This window comes from Peribacillus sp. NPDC097225, assembly GCF_044761955.1.
Lineage (GTDB): Bacteria > Bacillota > Bacilli > Bacillales > DSM-1321 > Peribacillus.
Map to the genome: position 1 here is coordinate 40,088 of NZ_JBIWDJ010000005.1, position 16,109 is coordinate 56,196.

At 40.3% G+C, this 16,109-nt stretch carries 16 protein-coding genes; 12 read left to right on the forward strand and 4 right to left on the reverse strand.

The window, feature by feature from the left end:
* Positions 1 to 42: 42 nt before the first annotated feature.
* The 6 genes from ACIQXH_RS15220 (at position 43) to ACIQXH_RS15245 (ending at position 5,897) form a co-directional block, all read left to right on the forward strand.
* Complete coding sequence (locus ACIQXH_RS15220; RefSeq protein ID WP_403124335.1) at positions 43 to 270, forward strand: hypothetical protein; 228 nt, start codon at positions 43 to 45, stop codon at positions 268 to 270.
* 333 nt (positions 271 to 603) lie between these two features.
* Positions 604 to 2,481: a zinc-ribbon domain-containing protein gene (locus tag ACIQXH_RS15225; protein WP_403124337.1), complete on the forward strand. Its 1,878-nt coding sequence runs from the start codon at positions 604 to 606 to the stop codon at positions 2,479 to 2,481.
* 16 nt (positions 2,482 to 2,497) lie between these two features.
* A complete protein-coding gene (locus ACIQXH_RS15230; RefSeq protein ID WP_403124340.1) occupies positions 2,498 to 3,715 on the forward strand; it encodes an ABC transporter permease in 1,218 nt (405 codons plus the stop codon).
* Positions 3,715 to 4,866, forward strand: a complete 1,152-nt coding sequence (locus ACIQXH_RS15235; protein ID WP_403124342.1) for an ABC transporter permease — start codon at positions 3,715 to 3,717, stop codon at positions 4,864 to 4,866. Before ACIQXH_RS15230 ends, ACIQXH_RS15235 begins: the two co-directional genes overlap by 1 nt.
* A complete protein-coding gene (locus ACIQXH_RS15240) occupies positions 4,863 to 5,606 on the forward strand; it encodes an ABC transporter ATP-binding protein (RefSeq protein WP_403124344.1) in 744 nt (247 codons plus the stop codon). Before ACIQXH_RS15235 ends, ACIQXH_RS15240 begins: the two co-directional genes overlap by 4 nt.
* A gap of 165 nt (positions 5,607 to 5,771) precedes the next feature.
* On the forward strand, positions 5,772 to 5,897 hold the full coding sequence (locus ACIQXH_RS15245) for a DUF6933 domain-containing protein (RefSeq protein ID WP_403124349.1): 126 nt from the start codon (positions 5,772 to 5,774) through the stop codon (positions 5,895 to 5,897).
* 140 nt (positions 5,898 to 6,037) lie between these two features.
* Here the strand turns inward: ACIQXH_RS15245 and ACIQXH_RS15250 are convergent, their stop codons facing one another.
* Entirely contained in the window at positions 6,038 to 6,355 is a 318-nt protein-coding gene (locus tag ACIQXH_RS15250) for a hypothetical protein (protein WP_403124352.1), read from the reverse strand.
* 230 nt (positions 6,356 to 6,585) lie between these two features.
* Here ACIQXH_RS15250 and ACIQXH_RS15255 point away from each other — a divergent pair, with 230 nt between their 5' ends.
* From ACIQXH_RS15255 to ACIQXH_RS15280, 6 genes are all read left to right on the forward strand, one after another.
* Complete coding sequence (locus ACIQXH_RS15255; RefSeq protein ID WP_403124354.1) at positions 6,586 to 7,239, forward strand: 5-bromo-4-chloroindolyl phosphate hydrolysis family protein; 654 nt, start codon at positions 6,586 to 6,588, stop codon at positions 7,237 to 7,239.
* Positions 7,236 to 8,408, forward strand: coding sequence for a toxic anion resistance protein (locus ACIQXH_RS15260; protein ID WP_402958577.1), 1,173 nt, complete (start codon positions 7,236 to 7,238; stop codon positions 8,406 to 8,408). Before ACIQXH_RS15255 ends, ACIQXH_RS15260 begins: the two co-directional genes overlap by 4 nt.
* 13 nt (positions 8,409 to 8,421) lie before the next feature.
* Positions 8,422 to 8,991, forward strand: coding sequence for a nitroreductase family protein (locus ACIQXH_RS15265; protein ID WP_402872166.1), 570 nt, complete (start codon positions 8,422 to 8,424; stop codon positions 8,989 to 8,991).
* 204 nt (positions 8,992 to 9,195) lie between these two features.
* Positions 9,196 to 9,816 carry an AmiS/UreI family transporter gene (locus ACIQXH_RS15270; RefSeq protein ID WP_403124357.1) on the forward strand — a complete coding sequence of 207 codons (621 nt, stop codon included), beginning with the start codon at positions 9,196 to 9,198 and terminating at the stop codon, positions 9,814 to 9,816.
* Between the two features lie 181 nt (positions 9,817 to 9,997).
* Positions 9,998 to 10,504: an SEC-C metal-binding domain-containing protein gene (locus tag ACIQXH_RS15275; RefSeq protein WP_402872160.1), complete on the forward strand. Its 507-nt coding sequence runs from the start codon at positions 9,998 to 10,000 to the stop codon at positions 10,502 to 10,504.
* A gap of 297 nt (positions 10,505 to 10,801) precedes the next feature.
* Complete coding sequence (locus ACIQXH_RS15280; protein WP_402872157.1) at positions 10,802 to 11,779, forward strand: S8 family peptidase; 978 nt, start codon at positions 10,802 to 10,804, stop codon at positions 11,777 to 11,779.
* A gap of 46 nt (positions 11,780 to 11,825) precedes the next feature.
* Here ACIQXH_RS15280 and ACIQXH_RS15285 read toward each other — a convergent pair whose 3' ends face one another.
* From ACIQXH_RS15285 to ACIQXH_RS15295, 3 genes are all read right to left on the reverse strand, one after another.
* Complete coding sequence (locus tag ACIQXH_RS15285; protein ID WP_403124360.1) at positions 11,826 to 12,488, reverse strand: YcnI family copper-binding membrane protein; 663 nt, start codon at positions 12,486 to 12,488, stop codon at positions 11,826 to 11,828.
* A gap of 20 nt (positions 12,489 to 12,508) precedes the next feature.
* A complete protein-coding gene (locus ACIQXH_RS15290; protein WP_403124363.1) occupies positions 12,509 to 14,137 on the reverse strand; it encodes a copper resistance protein CopC in 1,629 nt (542 codons plus the stop codon).
* A 325-nt stretch (positions 14,138 to 14,462) separates the two neighbouring features.
* Positions 14,463 to 16,094, reverse strand: a complete 1,632-nt coding sequence (locus tag ACIQXH_RS15295) for an ATP-binding protein (RefSeq protein WP_403124365.1) — start codon at positions 16,092 to 16,094, stop codon at positions 14,463 to 14,465.
* Positions 16,095 to 16,109: the final 15 nt, after the last annotated feature.

Here is a 16,109-nt window from a genome sequence, read left to right on the forward strand (position 1 = left end):
GGGTTTCATGATGCCATGAAAGAAATAAGGAGTGAATGATCATTGGGAGCATGCAATCTTAACCATACCAGGCAAGATGTCAGGATGAAGCTTAATAGCCAACAGGATTTCTTGCCAAAAACGCTAGGCGAAGCTTTGAAGGAGTTGCTGGAAAAAGAGCAGACGCAAGAAATGCTTAATGAACTTTTCCATCTGCTAAAGAAATATGATTTATCTTCCAAAGAAGAGCAAGACGCAAGAAATGAAAAATTAGCCCAACTCATAAACTGAGTCAGGTGAAACGGGAGCGCTAAGGTGCTCCCGTTTTTTTTAGGCTTGATATGGGTGGTTTACCCGAAAACGGGATTTACAGTAATAATATCAGGCTGGATGTACATAGGATAAGGCGATGTGTCATTTACACCGAGCAATAGGAATAAGAAAAAATTGAGGTAAGGGGTGATACGTAAAACGAATGGGTACTCATGCCTATTATTCCTGTAGGATTTGTCTTTTTTTGTCGAAAACATAGAATTATAGAAATATGTTGTTTATGATGATAAAGGACTAACGTTTTAGTAGTTTATGGAGTCATAAGCAGGATAAGGGAGAGAGAAATGAAAAATGAAAAATTGTAAAACATGTGGTAAGCCGGTGGATGCGGATGCAAAATTTTGTCCTTCATGCGGTGCGGTACTTCCGGGGGAAGAACAGCTCACGGAAAAGGAAATAGCCGCTGCAGAAATGAGGCAGGAGCAAGCTGAGGAAAAGCCCTCTAAGAAGCGATTTAACAAAAGAACGCTAATCATTGCGGCAATCTTAACAATCATCCTTATTTCCAGTGCAGCTGCAGCCATTATTCTTCATAAATCCCCAAAAGAATTATATCTACTTTCTGAATATAAATCGTATCAATATGCAAAAGAGCAATGGGTGGATCAGCATGGTGATTCATTGGAATTCCAAGAGAAAACGATGCAGCAACCTTCCCGTTCGGAGATGACACTAAGTGGGGATGTCGACATGGATTCCTTAGGGAGCGATCAAGACTTCGAGATGGTCAAGGAACTATTGGGCCAGGCATCGATTTCCGCCAAAATGGATCAGGATCCCAAAACGAATCAGGGTCATTACACCGTCGCATTAAATATTGATAAGGAAAAAGCAATGGATGTGGAAATGGTCCAATCCAAGGACCAAGCCGGACTAAAGGTGCCCATGTTATATGATAAGTTCTTTTTCCTGAACTTTGATGAATATGGGGAGTTCATGCGGATGATGGATCCGTTATATGATGGACCGGAAACATTGGAAATATCAGACCTTGAATGGCAGGATTTGAAACTGACAGAGAAGGAACAGAAACATATACAAAAACGCTATGGATCTTTCCTGATGGATAATTTGGATGATGATCAATTCAAGGTTGAAAAAGGTGTGGAATATAAGCACGAAGGCGATGCCATGAAGGTAAGGAAAGTCACTCTGAAACTTTCTGCTTCTGAAACTAAAACATTCATAGACGACTTAATGGATGAAATGATTAAAGATACAGAGCTTCATAATATTCTAGTGAAACGGGCTCAAAAGGTGGCGGGTGCTGCTGCCTTAACCGAACAGGTAGATGAAGAGATGCAAGATACAAAGGCAATGAAACGCCAATTGGTTGACGGCTTGAAAGACGCTAAGGGTGAATTGAAGGATATCCGTTTTGCTGAAGGATTTACCTCCACTTTATTAATAGACAAGAAAGAGCGAATCATCGACCGTAAAGTAACGACATCAATAGGGGATAGCTCTGATCAAGTTAATGTGGTCATGAAAGGTAAAAACATTCCTTACGGGGATGATCAGGCATTCAAAGAATTCAGTATCAATTTAGCACCTGATCATGATCAGGATACAGAGGTAATGTTCAGTGTCACGAATGATGCTGCCGCAAAAAAAGAGAAGCGGACTGAAGATCTCAAGGCAGCCTTTATGTTTAAAGAGTTTGGTGATACCAATGAAATCAAGTTTACGATGAAGAGTGACATCAAAGAAGAAAAAGCTGGGAAACAGGATATCACCAGGACATTCAACCTGGACTTTGATGGTGCGGATTTCTCGGATATGCCGTCTGCATGGAAGGGAACGGTTGAACAGAAGAATGACCTGAACATAAAGGATGAGTATTCTAATTCAAAATTCAAGATGACAGTCGGACTAGAGGATGCTTCGGAATCGGGAAGCGTCACAATCAACCTGGATTCCAAGACGAAGCTGAAAGATAAAGTGGATATGCAGGACTTTAAGCTTGATTCTGGTCAGGGATTAAGTGTTGTCGACATTTCTCCTGATGAGATTTATGAAATCCAGCAAGAAGTAGGGACGAATCTTATGGAGCTCGGTATGAAATACGGGCTCATTTCTGAAGATATGTTCGATTACGATTATGGCGATGAAGCGAGTTATGATGGTTATTATGATTTTGAAGATGAAGATTCTGATGATGCATTTTAAGTAGGGTGAGTTTTATATGAGGAACATGTTTGTGTTTACTTCCTTTTATCTAAAGGTACTGTTGAAAAATAGGAAATCGGCCGCAGCATTGTGGCTGACTCCTATTTTCTTTTTATTGGGTGCGGGTGTGATTGGGAATCACTTTTTAAAAGAGGAGAGCCGAGTTCAAGCATTTCAGGTAGCTGTAATAAATGAAGACCCTACGGTAGAAACGAAGATGGTCATCCAGCAGCTTACGGATAGCCCGCATTTGAATGGGGTCATGACCACCCTTGATACCAGTCAACAAAAGGCATATGAACTCCTCCATAATAATAAGGTAGCTGCAGTTATTTACATTCCTAAGGGATTTAGCCGTGACGTAGCACGAGGCATCAATACACCCGTCAAAGTTACGGGAAACAGCCAAAGACCACTTCAATCCCAGCTTGTCCGTCATGTGATGGAAAGTGCGGCTGATTTTACTTCAGCTGCACAAGGCGGGATCAATACAATCGATTCCTTCATGGAAGAGGTGGAGTTTTCCGAGGGCATGCAGAAGAAACAATTCAAAAGGGATGTTCTTTCCTTCTCCCTCCATGTACTAAGTCGTGGGGAAATCTTTGATGAAAAAAAGCAAAAGAATCTTTTTCAGGAAAGTCTATTACATTATTATGCTATCTCTTTTTATATACTGCTTATCATGATATGGAGCTTTTTAGGGCTTCTATTACTGAAAAGAAATGAAAGTGCAGCCATAGAAAACCGTCTTTTGGGATTGGGTTTTTCTCATTTTCAATCCACCCTATCTAGAATGCTTGCGGCATATATCATGGTTTCGGTCAGTTCCATCCTGATTGCCCTTCTCTACTTATTATGGAATGGGATCTCTAAACCGACGGAGATAAGTATATGGATCGGCAGTACACTCGTGGCTGCTTTCGTATTTATAACCTTTTTTAGCTGGATGGAGGCAATGATACGGAATGAAAGATTTTATCAATTTGCCGGTATCGGCCTTATTCTTTTAGGGGCTGTCATTGGTGAGCATTTCATACCCGTCGTATATTTTCCGGATTGGTTACAAATCTTGAATTTATTTTCATTAAATGGATGGGTCCTCAAGTTCATGTTCGCAATGGTGCAGGAGGAAGCAGCCTATGCCCCTGTCGAAATTGGTTCTTGGCTCATCATTTTATCTCTGTGCAGTGTCTTCATCATAAAGGGGATTTTACAAATAAGGAGGAGTAGGTAATGGGAGTCATGATAGAAAAACTAAAGCATATGTTCAAGCCTATTACCCTCCTATTGTTTCTGCTACCGATCGTGGCCGCTGTTGGGGTGGGTTCGTTACTGGAGAAGCAACAAAAGGAATTGGTCATCCCGATTGCTATCGTAGATGAAGACCAAACGGATTTTTCGGGAAACCTCATCAAACAAATGGAGCTACAGCAACGCATCGTCGTGAAAGAGACCTCATTCGATGAGGCCGATACCCTTCTTTCCCGTAATGAGGTAGACAGTATATTCGTCTTAAAGAAAGGGTTTCAGGCGCATATATTAGATGACAAAAGAAAAGAGAGCATCGAGCTGTGGACTTCACCAACTTCCATAGCCTCGGGTATTGTTCGTGAAGTGGTAGCGAGTGAGGTTACGAAGGTGACAAGCTCCGTCAAAGCTGCCAATCGAGTGGAAAAGCTCTATCAACAAGAAAAAGGCATAAAGGCGGATGTGTGGAATGAGGCATTCGAATATACGAAAGATCAGTTGGATCCAAAACCGTTGATGACCATAAACTATGTCAGTGAAAATAGTATAGCGGGAACACAAAATAAAGATGTTCTATTTACTTCCTACCTAGGTGTTTGGAGTTTCTTCACCATGCTGTCCTGTTTCATTACATCGGATTGGGTCGTGAAGGAACGCTCCGTTTTATTTCCGAGAATAATGACGACGAATATAGGACTCGCCTCTTATTTAAGACAGACGTCGGGAGCCTATATTCTTTTTCATGTTCTTCAAGCTGCTTGCAGTTTAATGGTTTTAAGGTATTTTCAACTTATGGAAACTACACTTTTTCTATATCTTGGAATGGTTCTGTTCATCATTTTTACAACTTCCATCAGCATGTGGACGGCGAGTCGGATGCATCATCTCGGAAGCTATTATGTGGCCGGTTCATTAATGGCATTCATTCTGGCAATTGCGGGGGGGAGTTTTTTTCCGATTGGTGATATTTCCCCAACGTTTGAATTTATATCCCTTTGGCTTCCTCAGAAAATTCTATGGGTAACGGCCTACCCGTGGTATACGTCATTTAGCGAGATTGGATGGACCGTATTATTTTCGGGAGTTTGCATAGCGTTGCTTTGGAGAACGACAAATTGGGGGCTGAACGTCAGATGATTATCATTAATAATATCGTAAAGAGATACGGAGATAACTTGCTACTTGATGATGTGTCATTGCAAATAGGAAAAGGAGAAATCTTTGGACTTTTGGGATCCAACGGGGCAGGGAAGTCAACACTCATTTCCATCCTTGCAACCGTATTACAGCCTTCTAGTGGCAACATCAGGATTAATGGGCTGGATTTAAAAAAGCAAACGAAGCAAGTTCGTCAACTCATTGGTTTTGTCCCACAGGATATCGCATTATGGGATGAGTTTACCGTCAAAGAAAATCTTCGTTTTTGGAGTAAGTTTGTAAAGGGAAAAGTAACGGAAGAACGTCTACTGGAGCTATGTGATGCCGTACAGCTAGAGGATAAGTGGGATGAAAGGGTATCGAGCCTCTCTGGAGGAATGAAGAGGAAACTGAACATTGCCGTTTCTCTGATTCACGATCCGGATATTCTCTTGATGGACGAACCAACTGTCGGGATTGACCTTCAATCCAAGCTTGAAATTAATCAATATGTAGAGAGATTGGCAGAGCAAGGGAAGACAATTGTATACATTACCCATGATATGAGTGAAATCGTGAAGTTATGTGACCGTATTGGTGTGTTGCAAAAAGGGGTCATGAAATTTACCGGGACTCTGAAGCAAGCGGCCGAGAGCTTCCGGGAAATGGGGTATTACAATATAGGGATAGAAGAAGTGGTGTATCGATTATTAAGGAAGACGGATGACACGGTTTCATAAAAACTATACCCTGCGCTAATAGTCAGCTTTTCATCTATTAATCAAACGTTTGATTAATAGATTCGGAAATCAATTAAGGTAGGTGAGGGAAGCATGTTCTTAGTGGGAGCAACCCAAAAGGTTCTCAAAAATTTAGATATATAAGCAGTCAATTTTAAGGAAGGCGTGGAGGAGGGATTCTATAGATGGCATGTCAATTCATTTAAGGTTGGCAGATATACTTGTCTTACGATGATAAATGATCTGACCCTTTATAGTGTGACCATCGTGGGAGTAAAGAAGAAAGACTAGTGGGAGTGGACACTCAAGAAATTAACCATTACTATAATCGATTCATCCATCTAAAACTATCAGGTTATCCGATAAACTTAATGAAAGAGCAACTAGAAAAAATGTAAACAGCAGGGCTTTGCACCTGCTGTTTTTATGCATTAGTCTCCAAGGGTATAGTTAAATGGGATAATTTCGTCGTCCCATGGATGTTTAGTGATGTTGTTTTTTCGTTGCTGATTATTTTCAGTTAGCCTATTCACAATCTGGTTTACATGGTCCACGGCAGCGTTTATACGTGACACATCATGATGAACCTGACTGATTCTCTTCAGCTGTTGGCGTTCATTTTGACGTTCAAGTTCCAGAATTCTTCCTTCAATCGATTGCATTTGGGGGAGCTTGGCCTCGATATCCAGCTCTTGGAACTGGTGATTTCCGTTTTGTTGGGGCAACGGATAGAAACCGTGATGCTTCATTACTTCACTCTCCTTTAAAATCTGGATAGACAGATATCAATAGTCTATGTGGGAGTTAAGAAAGTGACAAAGTTTCTGATTTGAGGGAAAGAAATCATTTCAATAAATTTGCAGAAATCCTCCAGTTCCTATATCGTTTAGGTAAGGAAGAAATCTTTCTTCCGTTATGAAACTAAAGTAGCGATCATCCGTATATATAGAAAAGAGTGTAAGTCAGGAGGATAATACTAATGAATCGATTTCTTGCTGATGTTGTTCCTATGCTGGTTGCAGGCCCTATAGCTTTGTTAGTGGGATTGATCAGCCTATTTGCCTTAGATCAATCCTTCATGATTTCGGTGGTCTTTTCACTGGTCGGAGGGGGGCTCACTTACTGGTTGGGTTCACTTTATTTCACTTCACGATTTTTAAAAAAACATCAACTTACAAGGAAAGAATATCAATATATAAAGAAAAATATAGATGAAGCAAAGCCAAAAATCTGGCGGGTTCAAAAGGCACTTATTTCAGTGCGTCACCTTTCTTCCTTCAAACAGAGGAAGGATATGATTAAAATGATCAGGAAAATATATAGTCTGACTAAAAAAGAGCCGAAAAGGTTCTATAAAGCTGAATCGTTTTATTATTCTCATTTGGATTCCGCAACGGAGTTGGCAGAGAAATATGTTTTTCTGGCCCAGCAACCGAGAAAGAACAAGGAGCTTGAACTGTCATTGACCGAAACTAGAAAGACGTTGAAGGATCTTACTAAAACGATAGAAAAAGATTTATATAAAGTCCTTTCCGATGATATTGATACCCTCAATTTTGAATTGGATGTTGCAAAACAAGCCATTAAAACACGCAAAGAGTCACAAATAGAGGAAAGCAGGAGGCTAAAATGAATAATAAGGATTCTGATTTGTTGAATAATGCCAGTAGCTCTAATTTAATGGATGACCTTTTAGCCAATCCTTTTGCTGAGGTGAAGGAGCAAGAAACATTGTCCAAACAGGAAGCAAAGCCGATCAAACTCATCGATGTGATTCCGGAGGAGAATCGGGAGAAGGCCTATCAGCTTGCGAAACAGATCGACCCGACGAATCATCAGGCCATGATATCGTATGGAACACCGGCCCAATCAAAGCTACTGTCCTTTTCCAATTCGATGCTTGAGCATGTGCAAAAGAAGGATGTTGGTGAAGTAGGCGACATCATCAGTGATCTAATGAAGAAATTAAACGAATTGAGCCCGGATGAACTGAAGGCCGAAAAACCCTCGTTCTTCGCTAGAATGTTCGGCAAACTGTCAGGCTCGGTACAGGAAGCCCTTTCGAAGTACCAAAAAACAGGCGCTCAAATCGACCGAATCAGCGTCAAGCTTGATCGTAGCAAGAATGTACTCCTATCGGATATTGTAATCTTGGAAAAGCTCTATGAAACGAATAAGGAGTACTTCCAAGCGTTGAATGTCTATATCGCAGCAGGGGAAATCAAGCTTGAAGAGTTATATGAGCAAACCATTCCTGCGCTTAAGAAATCTGCTGAGATGAGCAATGACCAGATGAAGTTCCAGGAAGTCAACGATATGCGCCAATTTGCTGAACGACTCGATAAAAGGCTGTATGATCTGAAATTGAGCCGCGAAATCACAATTCAAAGCGCTCCGCAGATCAGGTTGATTCAAAATACGAATCAGGCACTTGTCGAGAAGATACAATCCTCCATCATGACGGCCATCCCACTTTGGAAGAACCAGGTCGCCATTGCATTGACTTTAATCAGACAGCGTCATGCCGTGGAGGCACAAAAGCAGGTATCCAAAACGACGAATGACCTGTTATTGAAGAATTCGGAGATGTTGAAAGTCAATACGATCGAAACCGCCAAGGAAAATGAGCGGGGGCTGGTAGACATTGAAACGCTTAAGAATACACAGGCCAATTTAATTTCCACTCTTGAAGAAACGCTTAGAATTCAAGAAGAAGGAAGACATAAACGACGTCATGCTGAGCAGGAACTTGCCGTGATGGAAAATGAATTGAAGCAGAAGCTTCTGGAGATAAAAGGATAAGGGGGAATCTACGATGGATGCTTTTGAAGCCATTAAAACGAGAAGAAGTATTGGGCTGGTCAAACAAGATCCTGTGCCCAAAGAAATCATCGAACAAATTATCGAATCCGGAACTTATGCACCTAATCACTTTAGAACGGAGCCTTGGCGGTTTTTCGTACTGATGGGTGAAGGAAGAAACAAGCTTGGTCAGGTTTTTGAGGAAATCACTAAACTTGAAAATGTGGATGACACACCAGAGAGCCTAATAAGCAAAATGGAAAAAGCAAAGAAAAACCCACTGAGGGCGCCTGTCATCATTGCGGTAGGCATTGAGCCTAGCGATAAGAAAAATGTCATTCTAACTGAAGAGTATGGTGCGGTCAACAGTGCTGTTCAGAACATGCTATTAACGGCACACTCGCTGGGGCTGGGTGCGGTATGGAGAACCGGTAAAATTGCCTATCATGATAAGGTGAGGGAATTTTTCGGTTTATCGGCCAAAGGGGAAATCCTGGCTTTTATCTATCTGGGGTATCCGGATATGGAGCCCAAACCAGCAAAAAAAACGCCAATCGACCAATTGACGACTTGGATCGTATGAACAAGAAGCGGAAACGCTTCTTTTTTTTTTTCAATTAGATTTAAAACACAAACATATGGTATTATCAAAGTAGTGGTCAATTACTATATTAGAAAACTAAAAGATCGTAAAATAGCATGTTGAATGAAGTGATGCTTTTTTGTTTGTGCAGAGTTAATAAAGAGGAGGGACATAGAGAGTGAACACACGTTCATTCTTTTAAATATGGGAAATATTATATTACTTCTTGCAGGAGCGACTTTATTCCTAAATGGAAAAATGACGTTAGGAAAAGCCGATGCAAGAAATGTTGCGGTATTTAATTTATTTGTTGGCTCGTTTCAGGTGCTCGGTGCGTTTTATTTAATTATTGTTTCAGAACCTAGCAATGCAATGTCTTTAGGACATGCATCGATATTCTTGTTTGGTTTTACCTACTTGTACTTGGGAATAACCATTCTAAAAGGGATGGATGGAAGCGGTCTCGGGTACTTTTCACTATGGGTATCCATTTTGTCCCTTGTGTACGCAACCGTAGAGTTTGCTCAATATGGTGACATGGTGAAGGGGTTGAACTGGGTATTATGGTCGTTCCTTTGGGGGATGTTCTATTTGACCAACTGTAAGAAGTTGCCCATTTCCGAATTCGTCGGGAAAATTTCGCTTGTACTATCATGGGTTACACTGACTATTCCATCATTATTGACCCTTACAGGTGTCTTTGATAACCAAACCATTTACAAAGCTTGGGCCATTGTATTGGTTGTATCTATTATCTACATCGGGTATCTGGGTTATTTATTATTTTACAAGAAAAAAGAAAAAACAAAAGCTATAGCAGCATAACTCATGGAGCAGTATCTCCGTTTGCCATAAACGGAGGTACTGCTCCTCTTTTATATATACCTTTTGTAGTTGAAGAATAGGGATACGCCTTTGTCTGCTCCGTTTCAAGTGACGGTTTAGGATTTAGGTTGTACAATAAATGAGGTTAATAAATTTTGATGAATTAGGATGTGTCTAATAGATGAGAACGATTGATCCATTTGAAATTATTGATGGAAAAGCGATTAAATATTTGGATGTCTTTGGCGTTGAAAACGGCATTGCATTAAAAAGTAAGTATGAAGATAAAACGTATTGGATTTATGATTACTATTGCATGCATCAGACTTGCGATTGCCAGGAAGTCTATCTAGAGTTCGTTGAGGAAAAGAAAGATAATAAGCAAGCGGGGCAACATTTTGGAATACGTGTTTCTTTCCATGATAATCAATTTGTTCTAGAGGATTATAATACTTCCAAACAAAAGGCAATGGATATCGCCGAAGATACATTGAAATATAGCAAAGATATAATGGAGCTGTTTAAACAACGCTACGAGAAAATGAAGCAAAAGGGTACCCAGATCATTATGGAGAGTGCAAAAGCGGCGAAAATGCCTCATGTCCATACAGAACCTGTCATAGGTCGGAATGATCCTTGTCCTTGTGGTAGCGGGAAAAAATATAAAAAGTGCTGTGGCAGGGCTTAACTATATCGAAAAGGTGACTTCAATGGAAGTTGCCTTTTTTATTGAAAAAAATGGGAAATTTAAGTGGTATTTAAAGAACGTATGTTCTATAATGAAAAAGTAAGTAAATGGCCAGTGAGAAATAAAGGTAGTTAAATAGTTGGAATTTTATGTAAAACTATTTTTTATTTTCAAAAATCTGGTATATATAAGTTGAAGAGATTCTTTTTTATCTCTTTAATGGTTAACGACAACCAGATGGGATAGGTCTCCCTCGCCGAGGATAGTCAAATTATTGACGAAGGAAGGGGTAATCAAATGTCGAAAGAAAAAAGATTAATTCCTTACAAAGTGTTAGAAATAATGGAAAAGGCCAATGAGAAAGTTCCTGAAGGTGTGGAGCTTATAAAGGCACCGGAAATATGGGAACAAGGCAATTATGGTGAAGGTGTGGTCATTGCGGTCATTGACACTGGTATAGATAAGGAACATCCCGATTTAAAAGAGAGAATCATTGACGGAAGGGATTTTACTGAAACCGGGGATTACCATGATGATAATGGGCATGGAACCCATGTCAGTGGTACGATTTTAGCGACCCTGAATGATGTAGGTGTAGTAGGTGTGGCACCGAAAGCGAGTATTCTAGCTTTGAAGGCTTTAAATGGAAAGGGCCAGGGAGATATCAACTGGATCAATGGGGCATTGGAGTATGCAATCAATTGGAAAGGGCCGCAGGGTGAAAAGGTCTCCGTCATTTCACTTTCACTGGGAGGGCCCCCGGATGATAAGGAACATCAGCTAATACAAAAAGCGATACAGAATGATATTCTTGTCGTTTGTGCAGCAGGGAACGGTGGAGATGGCCGCCATGATACGGATGAGTTAGATTATCCAGGAGCTTATTCAGAAGTGGTGGAAGTGGGGGCGGTGGACTTAAGCCGGAACTTGGCAGATTTTTCGAATACGAATGACGAAATTGACTTAGTGGCACCGGGTGTCGATATTCTCTCCACATATCCAGGAAGCAAGTATGCTAAGCTCAGTGGGACATCAATGGCTACACCACATGTGAGCGGAGCTGCAGCCCTCTTGAAAATCATCTCAGAAAAAGAATTCGGTCGTAAATTAACAGAGGCGGAACTATATGCCCAACTGGTAAAAAATACGGAAGATTTGGGGATAAGCAAGAAGGCACAAGGAAATGGAATGTTGAATTTATCAATGGTCACGCATAGTGCACAGAATGAAATTAGAAGAACCATTGAAGCAAGCAAGTCCATGGTTGTAGAATAATAAGTAAAAGATGCCCCAAGTGATTTTGGGGCATCTTCTTAAATGATTACTTCTTATTTTTACGTGCGGCTATCGTAAGGGCAATAATCGAGATGATCAAAGATAAAAGGCCAAGTATGATGATCAGTGTTTGATCGTTATTCTCTTCTTTGTCTGTGGACTCCTTCGATTTGTCTACAGAATCGGAATGAGAGTGATCACCTTCTTTTGCATGTTCATGGACTGATGAATCTTCATTGCTCTTGGAAGCTGCCATAATTTCTGTTATGGAGTGTGGTAGGTCAGAACCTTCCTCTCCACTCCATTCGACAATCTCCCCATCGGCATAGTATTGAAATGCATCCCAAGCGATATCGGCCTCATCCTTTGGATTTTGGGCAACGAACGTGAATTGTTGGAACTGGCCTGCAGCTATGCCATCACCAGTCGCTTCCCAGGTTACTGTTTTTACATGTCCTTTTTTATCCTTTTCCGTTGTCACTTTCCAATCGGGGACTGGTTGGTAACTTGAAAAGGTGATGCCTTCAGGAACCTTTAAGGCAACCTTCGTGGTAGATGATTCTTTTTCAACCGGAACTTTCAGTGTATAGGTTTCCCAAGCTTCAGGTGCTGAAGAGCTTGGGTTGACCGTAACATGGGCATTTGCAGATCCAGCAAAGAGGAATAGAGATGCCAATGCACCGATAATTAGCTTTGTACCATTTTTCATGTTTATTTCTTCCCTTCTCATTATGAGTTTCCTACTAATATTACAAAATCCGCATCAATAGAGTGGAGTTCCTTCGTTAAACCATGAACTTGAATCTTCCATTTTCCTGACATGGTTATAAGCGACTTGGTTTTGAATATACCCTTTTCTTCTTCCTGAAGGTGCAATTTTACTTCCCCTGTGTCTTCATCTAAAGGCTCCATGACCACTGTAAGCTGTTCGATATCTGTATAAGGGATGCCCTCATTATTTATTAACTCCACTTGAATGAGGTTCTCACCGATTTCATTGGGGGTCACCGATAAAGTTACTTGATCATTATTTTCAGTCATTTCCGTTTTCTCTACAGGCCCTGGAGAAGACTTGGCTGTCTGAACATTTGTTAAAAGAGCAGCAATAAGGAGAATGATGATTCCCAGGCTGAATTCTATTCCAGTACTGAGGCCCAGCTTCTTCGTTTTTCTTTTCCCACGGAGTAAATGAAATGCCCCAAACCCTAACATGATGGACATAAGTCCGATTTTCCCGAGTAATAATTGTCCATATGTCGTATTTAGCAATGAATGAAGAGTTGGGACATGTTGAAAACTACTGTAAAGTCCGCTGACGATCAGGACAATCACAAAGAGAACGGCCCATGAGGAAAACTTCTGTATGATTGACCAATAAAACGTTTTTTTATCAACATCAGTCAGCTTCGGATTATAGGACTTTGGAAGAATTATCAGTATAGCCAATAAACCGCCTAGCCATAATGCCATGGACATTACATGGAGAAAATCCATAGATACAGCCAGGTATTGATGAGTTGTATCCATGGTATGTCCGATTAAGGCCTTGCAAACCATCAAGGCAGATATAAGGATAAAGGATGTTAGGAGAGAAACCTTGTTGAAGTAATTTCTCCATATAGCCAAAATTGCCACAAGTAAGGCAATTAGCAACACCATTTCTATCATCCAAATATTTCCGAATTGGGTGGTCTGTAATACTTCTTTTAGGTAGATGCCATTGAAAGCATGCCACCAACCTACATCAGCGTCAATCGTAACTTTTAAAGGTAGACTCAATAGAATGGAAATCGCCAGTCCGGTATAAGATAGCCAGATATAGCGTCGGGCCCTATTGCTGATTTGATCAGGAGTAGGGCGTTTCACCAATGATAAATAAAAAAAGAGTGCACCAGTAAGAGCGGCAAAACAAAGATATTGAAGGCTTTGCAGGACTATTTGTGTTGTACTTGGAAAGCCTGCATGTTCTTCGCCGATCAGTTGATCGGATGGGATGTTGGATTCCCCATATTGAAAGGGAATTGTACCTTTGATGGGGTGACCATCACTAGAAACCACTCTCCATTTAATGATATAAACCCCTTCATCGAAAGAGCTTGACCATGTAGCTTCAAGGGTATTCCCTGAAACTTGGATATCTTGAAGTGGGATCTCCTTCCCCTCTTTGCTGTACATGGCAAGTGAGTGAAAGGAAGATTGTATAGTTTCACTGAATTGAATGCTGATCTTTTCAGGTATAGTATCCAAGCTCTCATTTGGGCTAGGATTCGAGCTCAAAATGGATGCATGGCCAAAGGCCGTTACCGGTAAGATAAACAAGGCAAGTAGACTGACGAACAGCCATATGTAATTCTTCATTTTGTTGTGCCAGCAACCTTTCTTAGTACTTCTATGAACTAGTATAAAATGAAAATGTGAAATAACAGTGAAAAAATGAAGAGAATCTCTCTACATTTTCTTGATCTATAAGCTAATTATTCTATTTCCTATTATGCATCATTAAGAAATAATTAAGCTTACCATGGTACTCTGACCTTACCATATTACAGGAAATGTAGGGGGGAGTACGTTGAAAAAGATAAAAAAAGGCGAGAAGGTGATTTTAGCCGGTTCAATCGTTGTATGGGGACGTTTACTTATATCCCGAACACAACAAAATAGGACAAGTAAACAAGTACTTATCCTATTTATATATGGGCAATTCAATTTTAACTTCGGTACCATGGTTTAGTTTGCTACTAAAGTGTACTTTTCCTTGGTGCGCTTCGATAATTCGGCAACTTACGGTCAGACCAAGCCCAGTCCCTTTTTCTTTAGATGAAAAAAAGGGCTCCCCGAGATGTTTCATGCGATCTTTCTCGATTCCACAGCCATTATCCTTGATTGTAATGGAAATGGAATGGCTAATATGCTCAATTTCTATTGAAATATGGGATGCTGTTGCTTCCAGAGCATTTTTGACCATGTTGATGAATACTTGTTTCAGCTGGTTTGCTTCGCATAAAATAAGCGGTATGTCGTTTTTCACATTGATAGAAATTTGAGCGGAAGAAGAATCGGCTTCTACAAGAAGCAAGGCTCTGACTTCATCCATCAATTCTACAATTTGATTTTGACTGAACATGATTTCCTGAGGCTTTGCTAGGACAAGCAATTCGCTAACGATTAAGTTGATCCGGTCTAATTCGCTAAGCATGATGGTGTAATATTGATCATGGGGTTGGTCGTTTTTTTTCAGGAGTTGAACGAACCCTTTTAAGGACGTTAAAGGATTACGCACTTCATGAGCAACACTTGCTGCAAGTTCACCGATGATCGAAAGTTTCTCGGATTTTCGTAAGCGTCTTTCTGTTTCACGAATTTGTGTTACGTCTTTTGCATACGTAATGATACCGGCTAATTCTTTGCCCACTAACATAGGAACAAAAGTACAAGAAAGTAAAATGGAATTCCCGTATTTGGTAACAAACGCTATATCTTTTCCTTTTTTAATCCCCTTCTGATTTTCCACGACATATTGACAGGAAGATTGGATGAGCTCTTTAGCTTCTGCGGAAAAATCCAAATCTATAAAAGGGTCCCCTTGAACCTCACCTTTACGAAATCCAGTGACGGTTTCAAATCTTGGATTGACGTTTATGATGGTTCCTTTCAAATCAAGCATTAACATGGGGGAAGGGTTGTGATCAAACAAAGATTTATAACGCTGTTCACTAGCAAGCAATTGACTTTCCGCGGTAATTCTTTCTGAAATATCCCTACCTATGACTACTAACCCTTTTCGTGAACCATCTTCATGAAATAATGGGACTTTGATGGTATCGAAGGTCTTAAAATGACCGTTTGGCAGTGGAATATTCTCCTCACAACGCGTAATCTTCTTCATTGCCCATGTTTCTTGATCGGAATCTTCACAGTAAATCAATGAATCTCTGTAGAATTGGGAGTACTCGGCAAGCTCGCTATCTTTTTTTCCTTTATAGTCCACATTCTCCAATTGGAATAACTGAAGTCCAAACGTATTCGATTCTAGCCATCTACCTTCTCCATCCTTAAAATTCACAAAGTCTACCATTGAGTTAATAAGGGTACTTCGAAGTTGTTCTTCTTCTTTTAGTTGTTTGAACTCTTCTCTTTTAGATAAGTAGAGAAATAAAATCAAACCGATTAATAGGACAAAGATGAACCCTTCTGCTCGCTGGAGTTGAAGGAACGCCTCTTTAGTATTCAAGGAATTCATTAAATAGTAATTGAAAACAAGTAATGTGGTCATTCCAGAAAGAATGTAGATTACTAATATGATACGTCTCGGCATATGGGTCTCCCTGAA

Excerpts from the sequence above, each read along its gene's own strand:
- ACIQXH_RS15250 (WP_403124352.1), bottom strand. The coding sequence starts at position 6,355 with ATGAAGCATCACGGTTTCTATCCGTTGCCCCAACAAAACGGAAATCAC.
- ACIQXH_RS15260 (WP_402958577.1), top strand. The coding sequence starts at position 7,236 with ATGAATAATAAGGATTCTGATTTGTTGAATAATGCCAGTAGCTCTAAT.
- ACIQXH_RS15290 (WP_403124363.1), bottom strand. The coding sequence starts at position 14,137 with ATGAAGAATTACATATGGCTGTTCGTCAGTCTACTTGCCTTGTTTATC.
- ACIQXH_RS15230 (WP_403124340.1), top strand. The coding sequence starts at position 2,498 with ATGAGGAACATGTTTGTGTTTACTTCCTTTTATCTAAAGGTACTGTTG.
- ACIQXH_RS15265 (WP_402872166.1), top strand. The coding sequence starts at position 8,422 with ATGGATGCTTTTGAAGCCATTAAAACGAGAAGAAGTATTGGGCTGGTC.
- ACIQXH_RS15255 (WP_403124354.1), top strand. The coding sequence starts at position 6,586 with ATGAATCGATTTCTTGCTGATGTTGTTCCTATGCTGGTTGCAGGCCCT.
- ACIQXH_RS15235 (WP_403124342.1), top strand. The coding sequence starts at position 3,715 with ATGGGAGTCATGATAGAAAAACTAAAGCATATGTTCAAGCCTATTACC.
- ACIQXH_RS15275 (WP_402872160.1), top strand. The coding sequence starts at position 9,998 with ATGAGAACGATTGATCCATTTGAAATTATTGATGGAAAAGCGATTAAA.
- ACIQXH_RS15225 (WP_403124337.1), top strand. The coding sequence starts at position 604 with ATGAAAAATTGTAAAACATGTGGTAAGCCGGTGGATGCGGATGCAAAA.
- ACIQXH_RS15270 (WP_403124357.1), top strand. The coding sequence starts at position 9,196 with ATGGGAAATATTATATTACTTCTTGCAGGAGCGACTTTATTCCTAAAT.
- ACIQXH_RS15280 (WP_402872157.1), top strand. The coding sequence starts at position 10,802 with ATGTCGAAAGAAAAAAGATTAATTCCTTACAAAGTGTTAGAAATAATG.
- ACIQXH_RS15295 (WP_403124365.1), bottom strand. The coding sequence starts at position 16,094 with ATGCCGAGACGTATCATATTAGTAATCTACATTCTTTCTGGAATGACC.
- ACIQXH_RS15285 (WP_403124360.1), bottom strand. The coding sequence starts at position 12,488 with ATGAAAAATGGTACAAAGCTAATTATCGGTGCATTGGCATCTCTATTC.
- ACIQXH_RS15240 (WP_403124344.1), top strand. The coding sequence starts at position 4,863 with ATGATTATCATTAATAATATCGTAAAGAGATACGGAGATAACTTGCTA.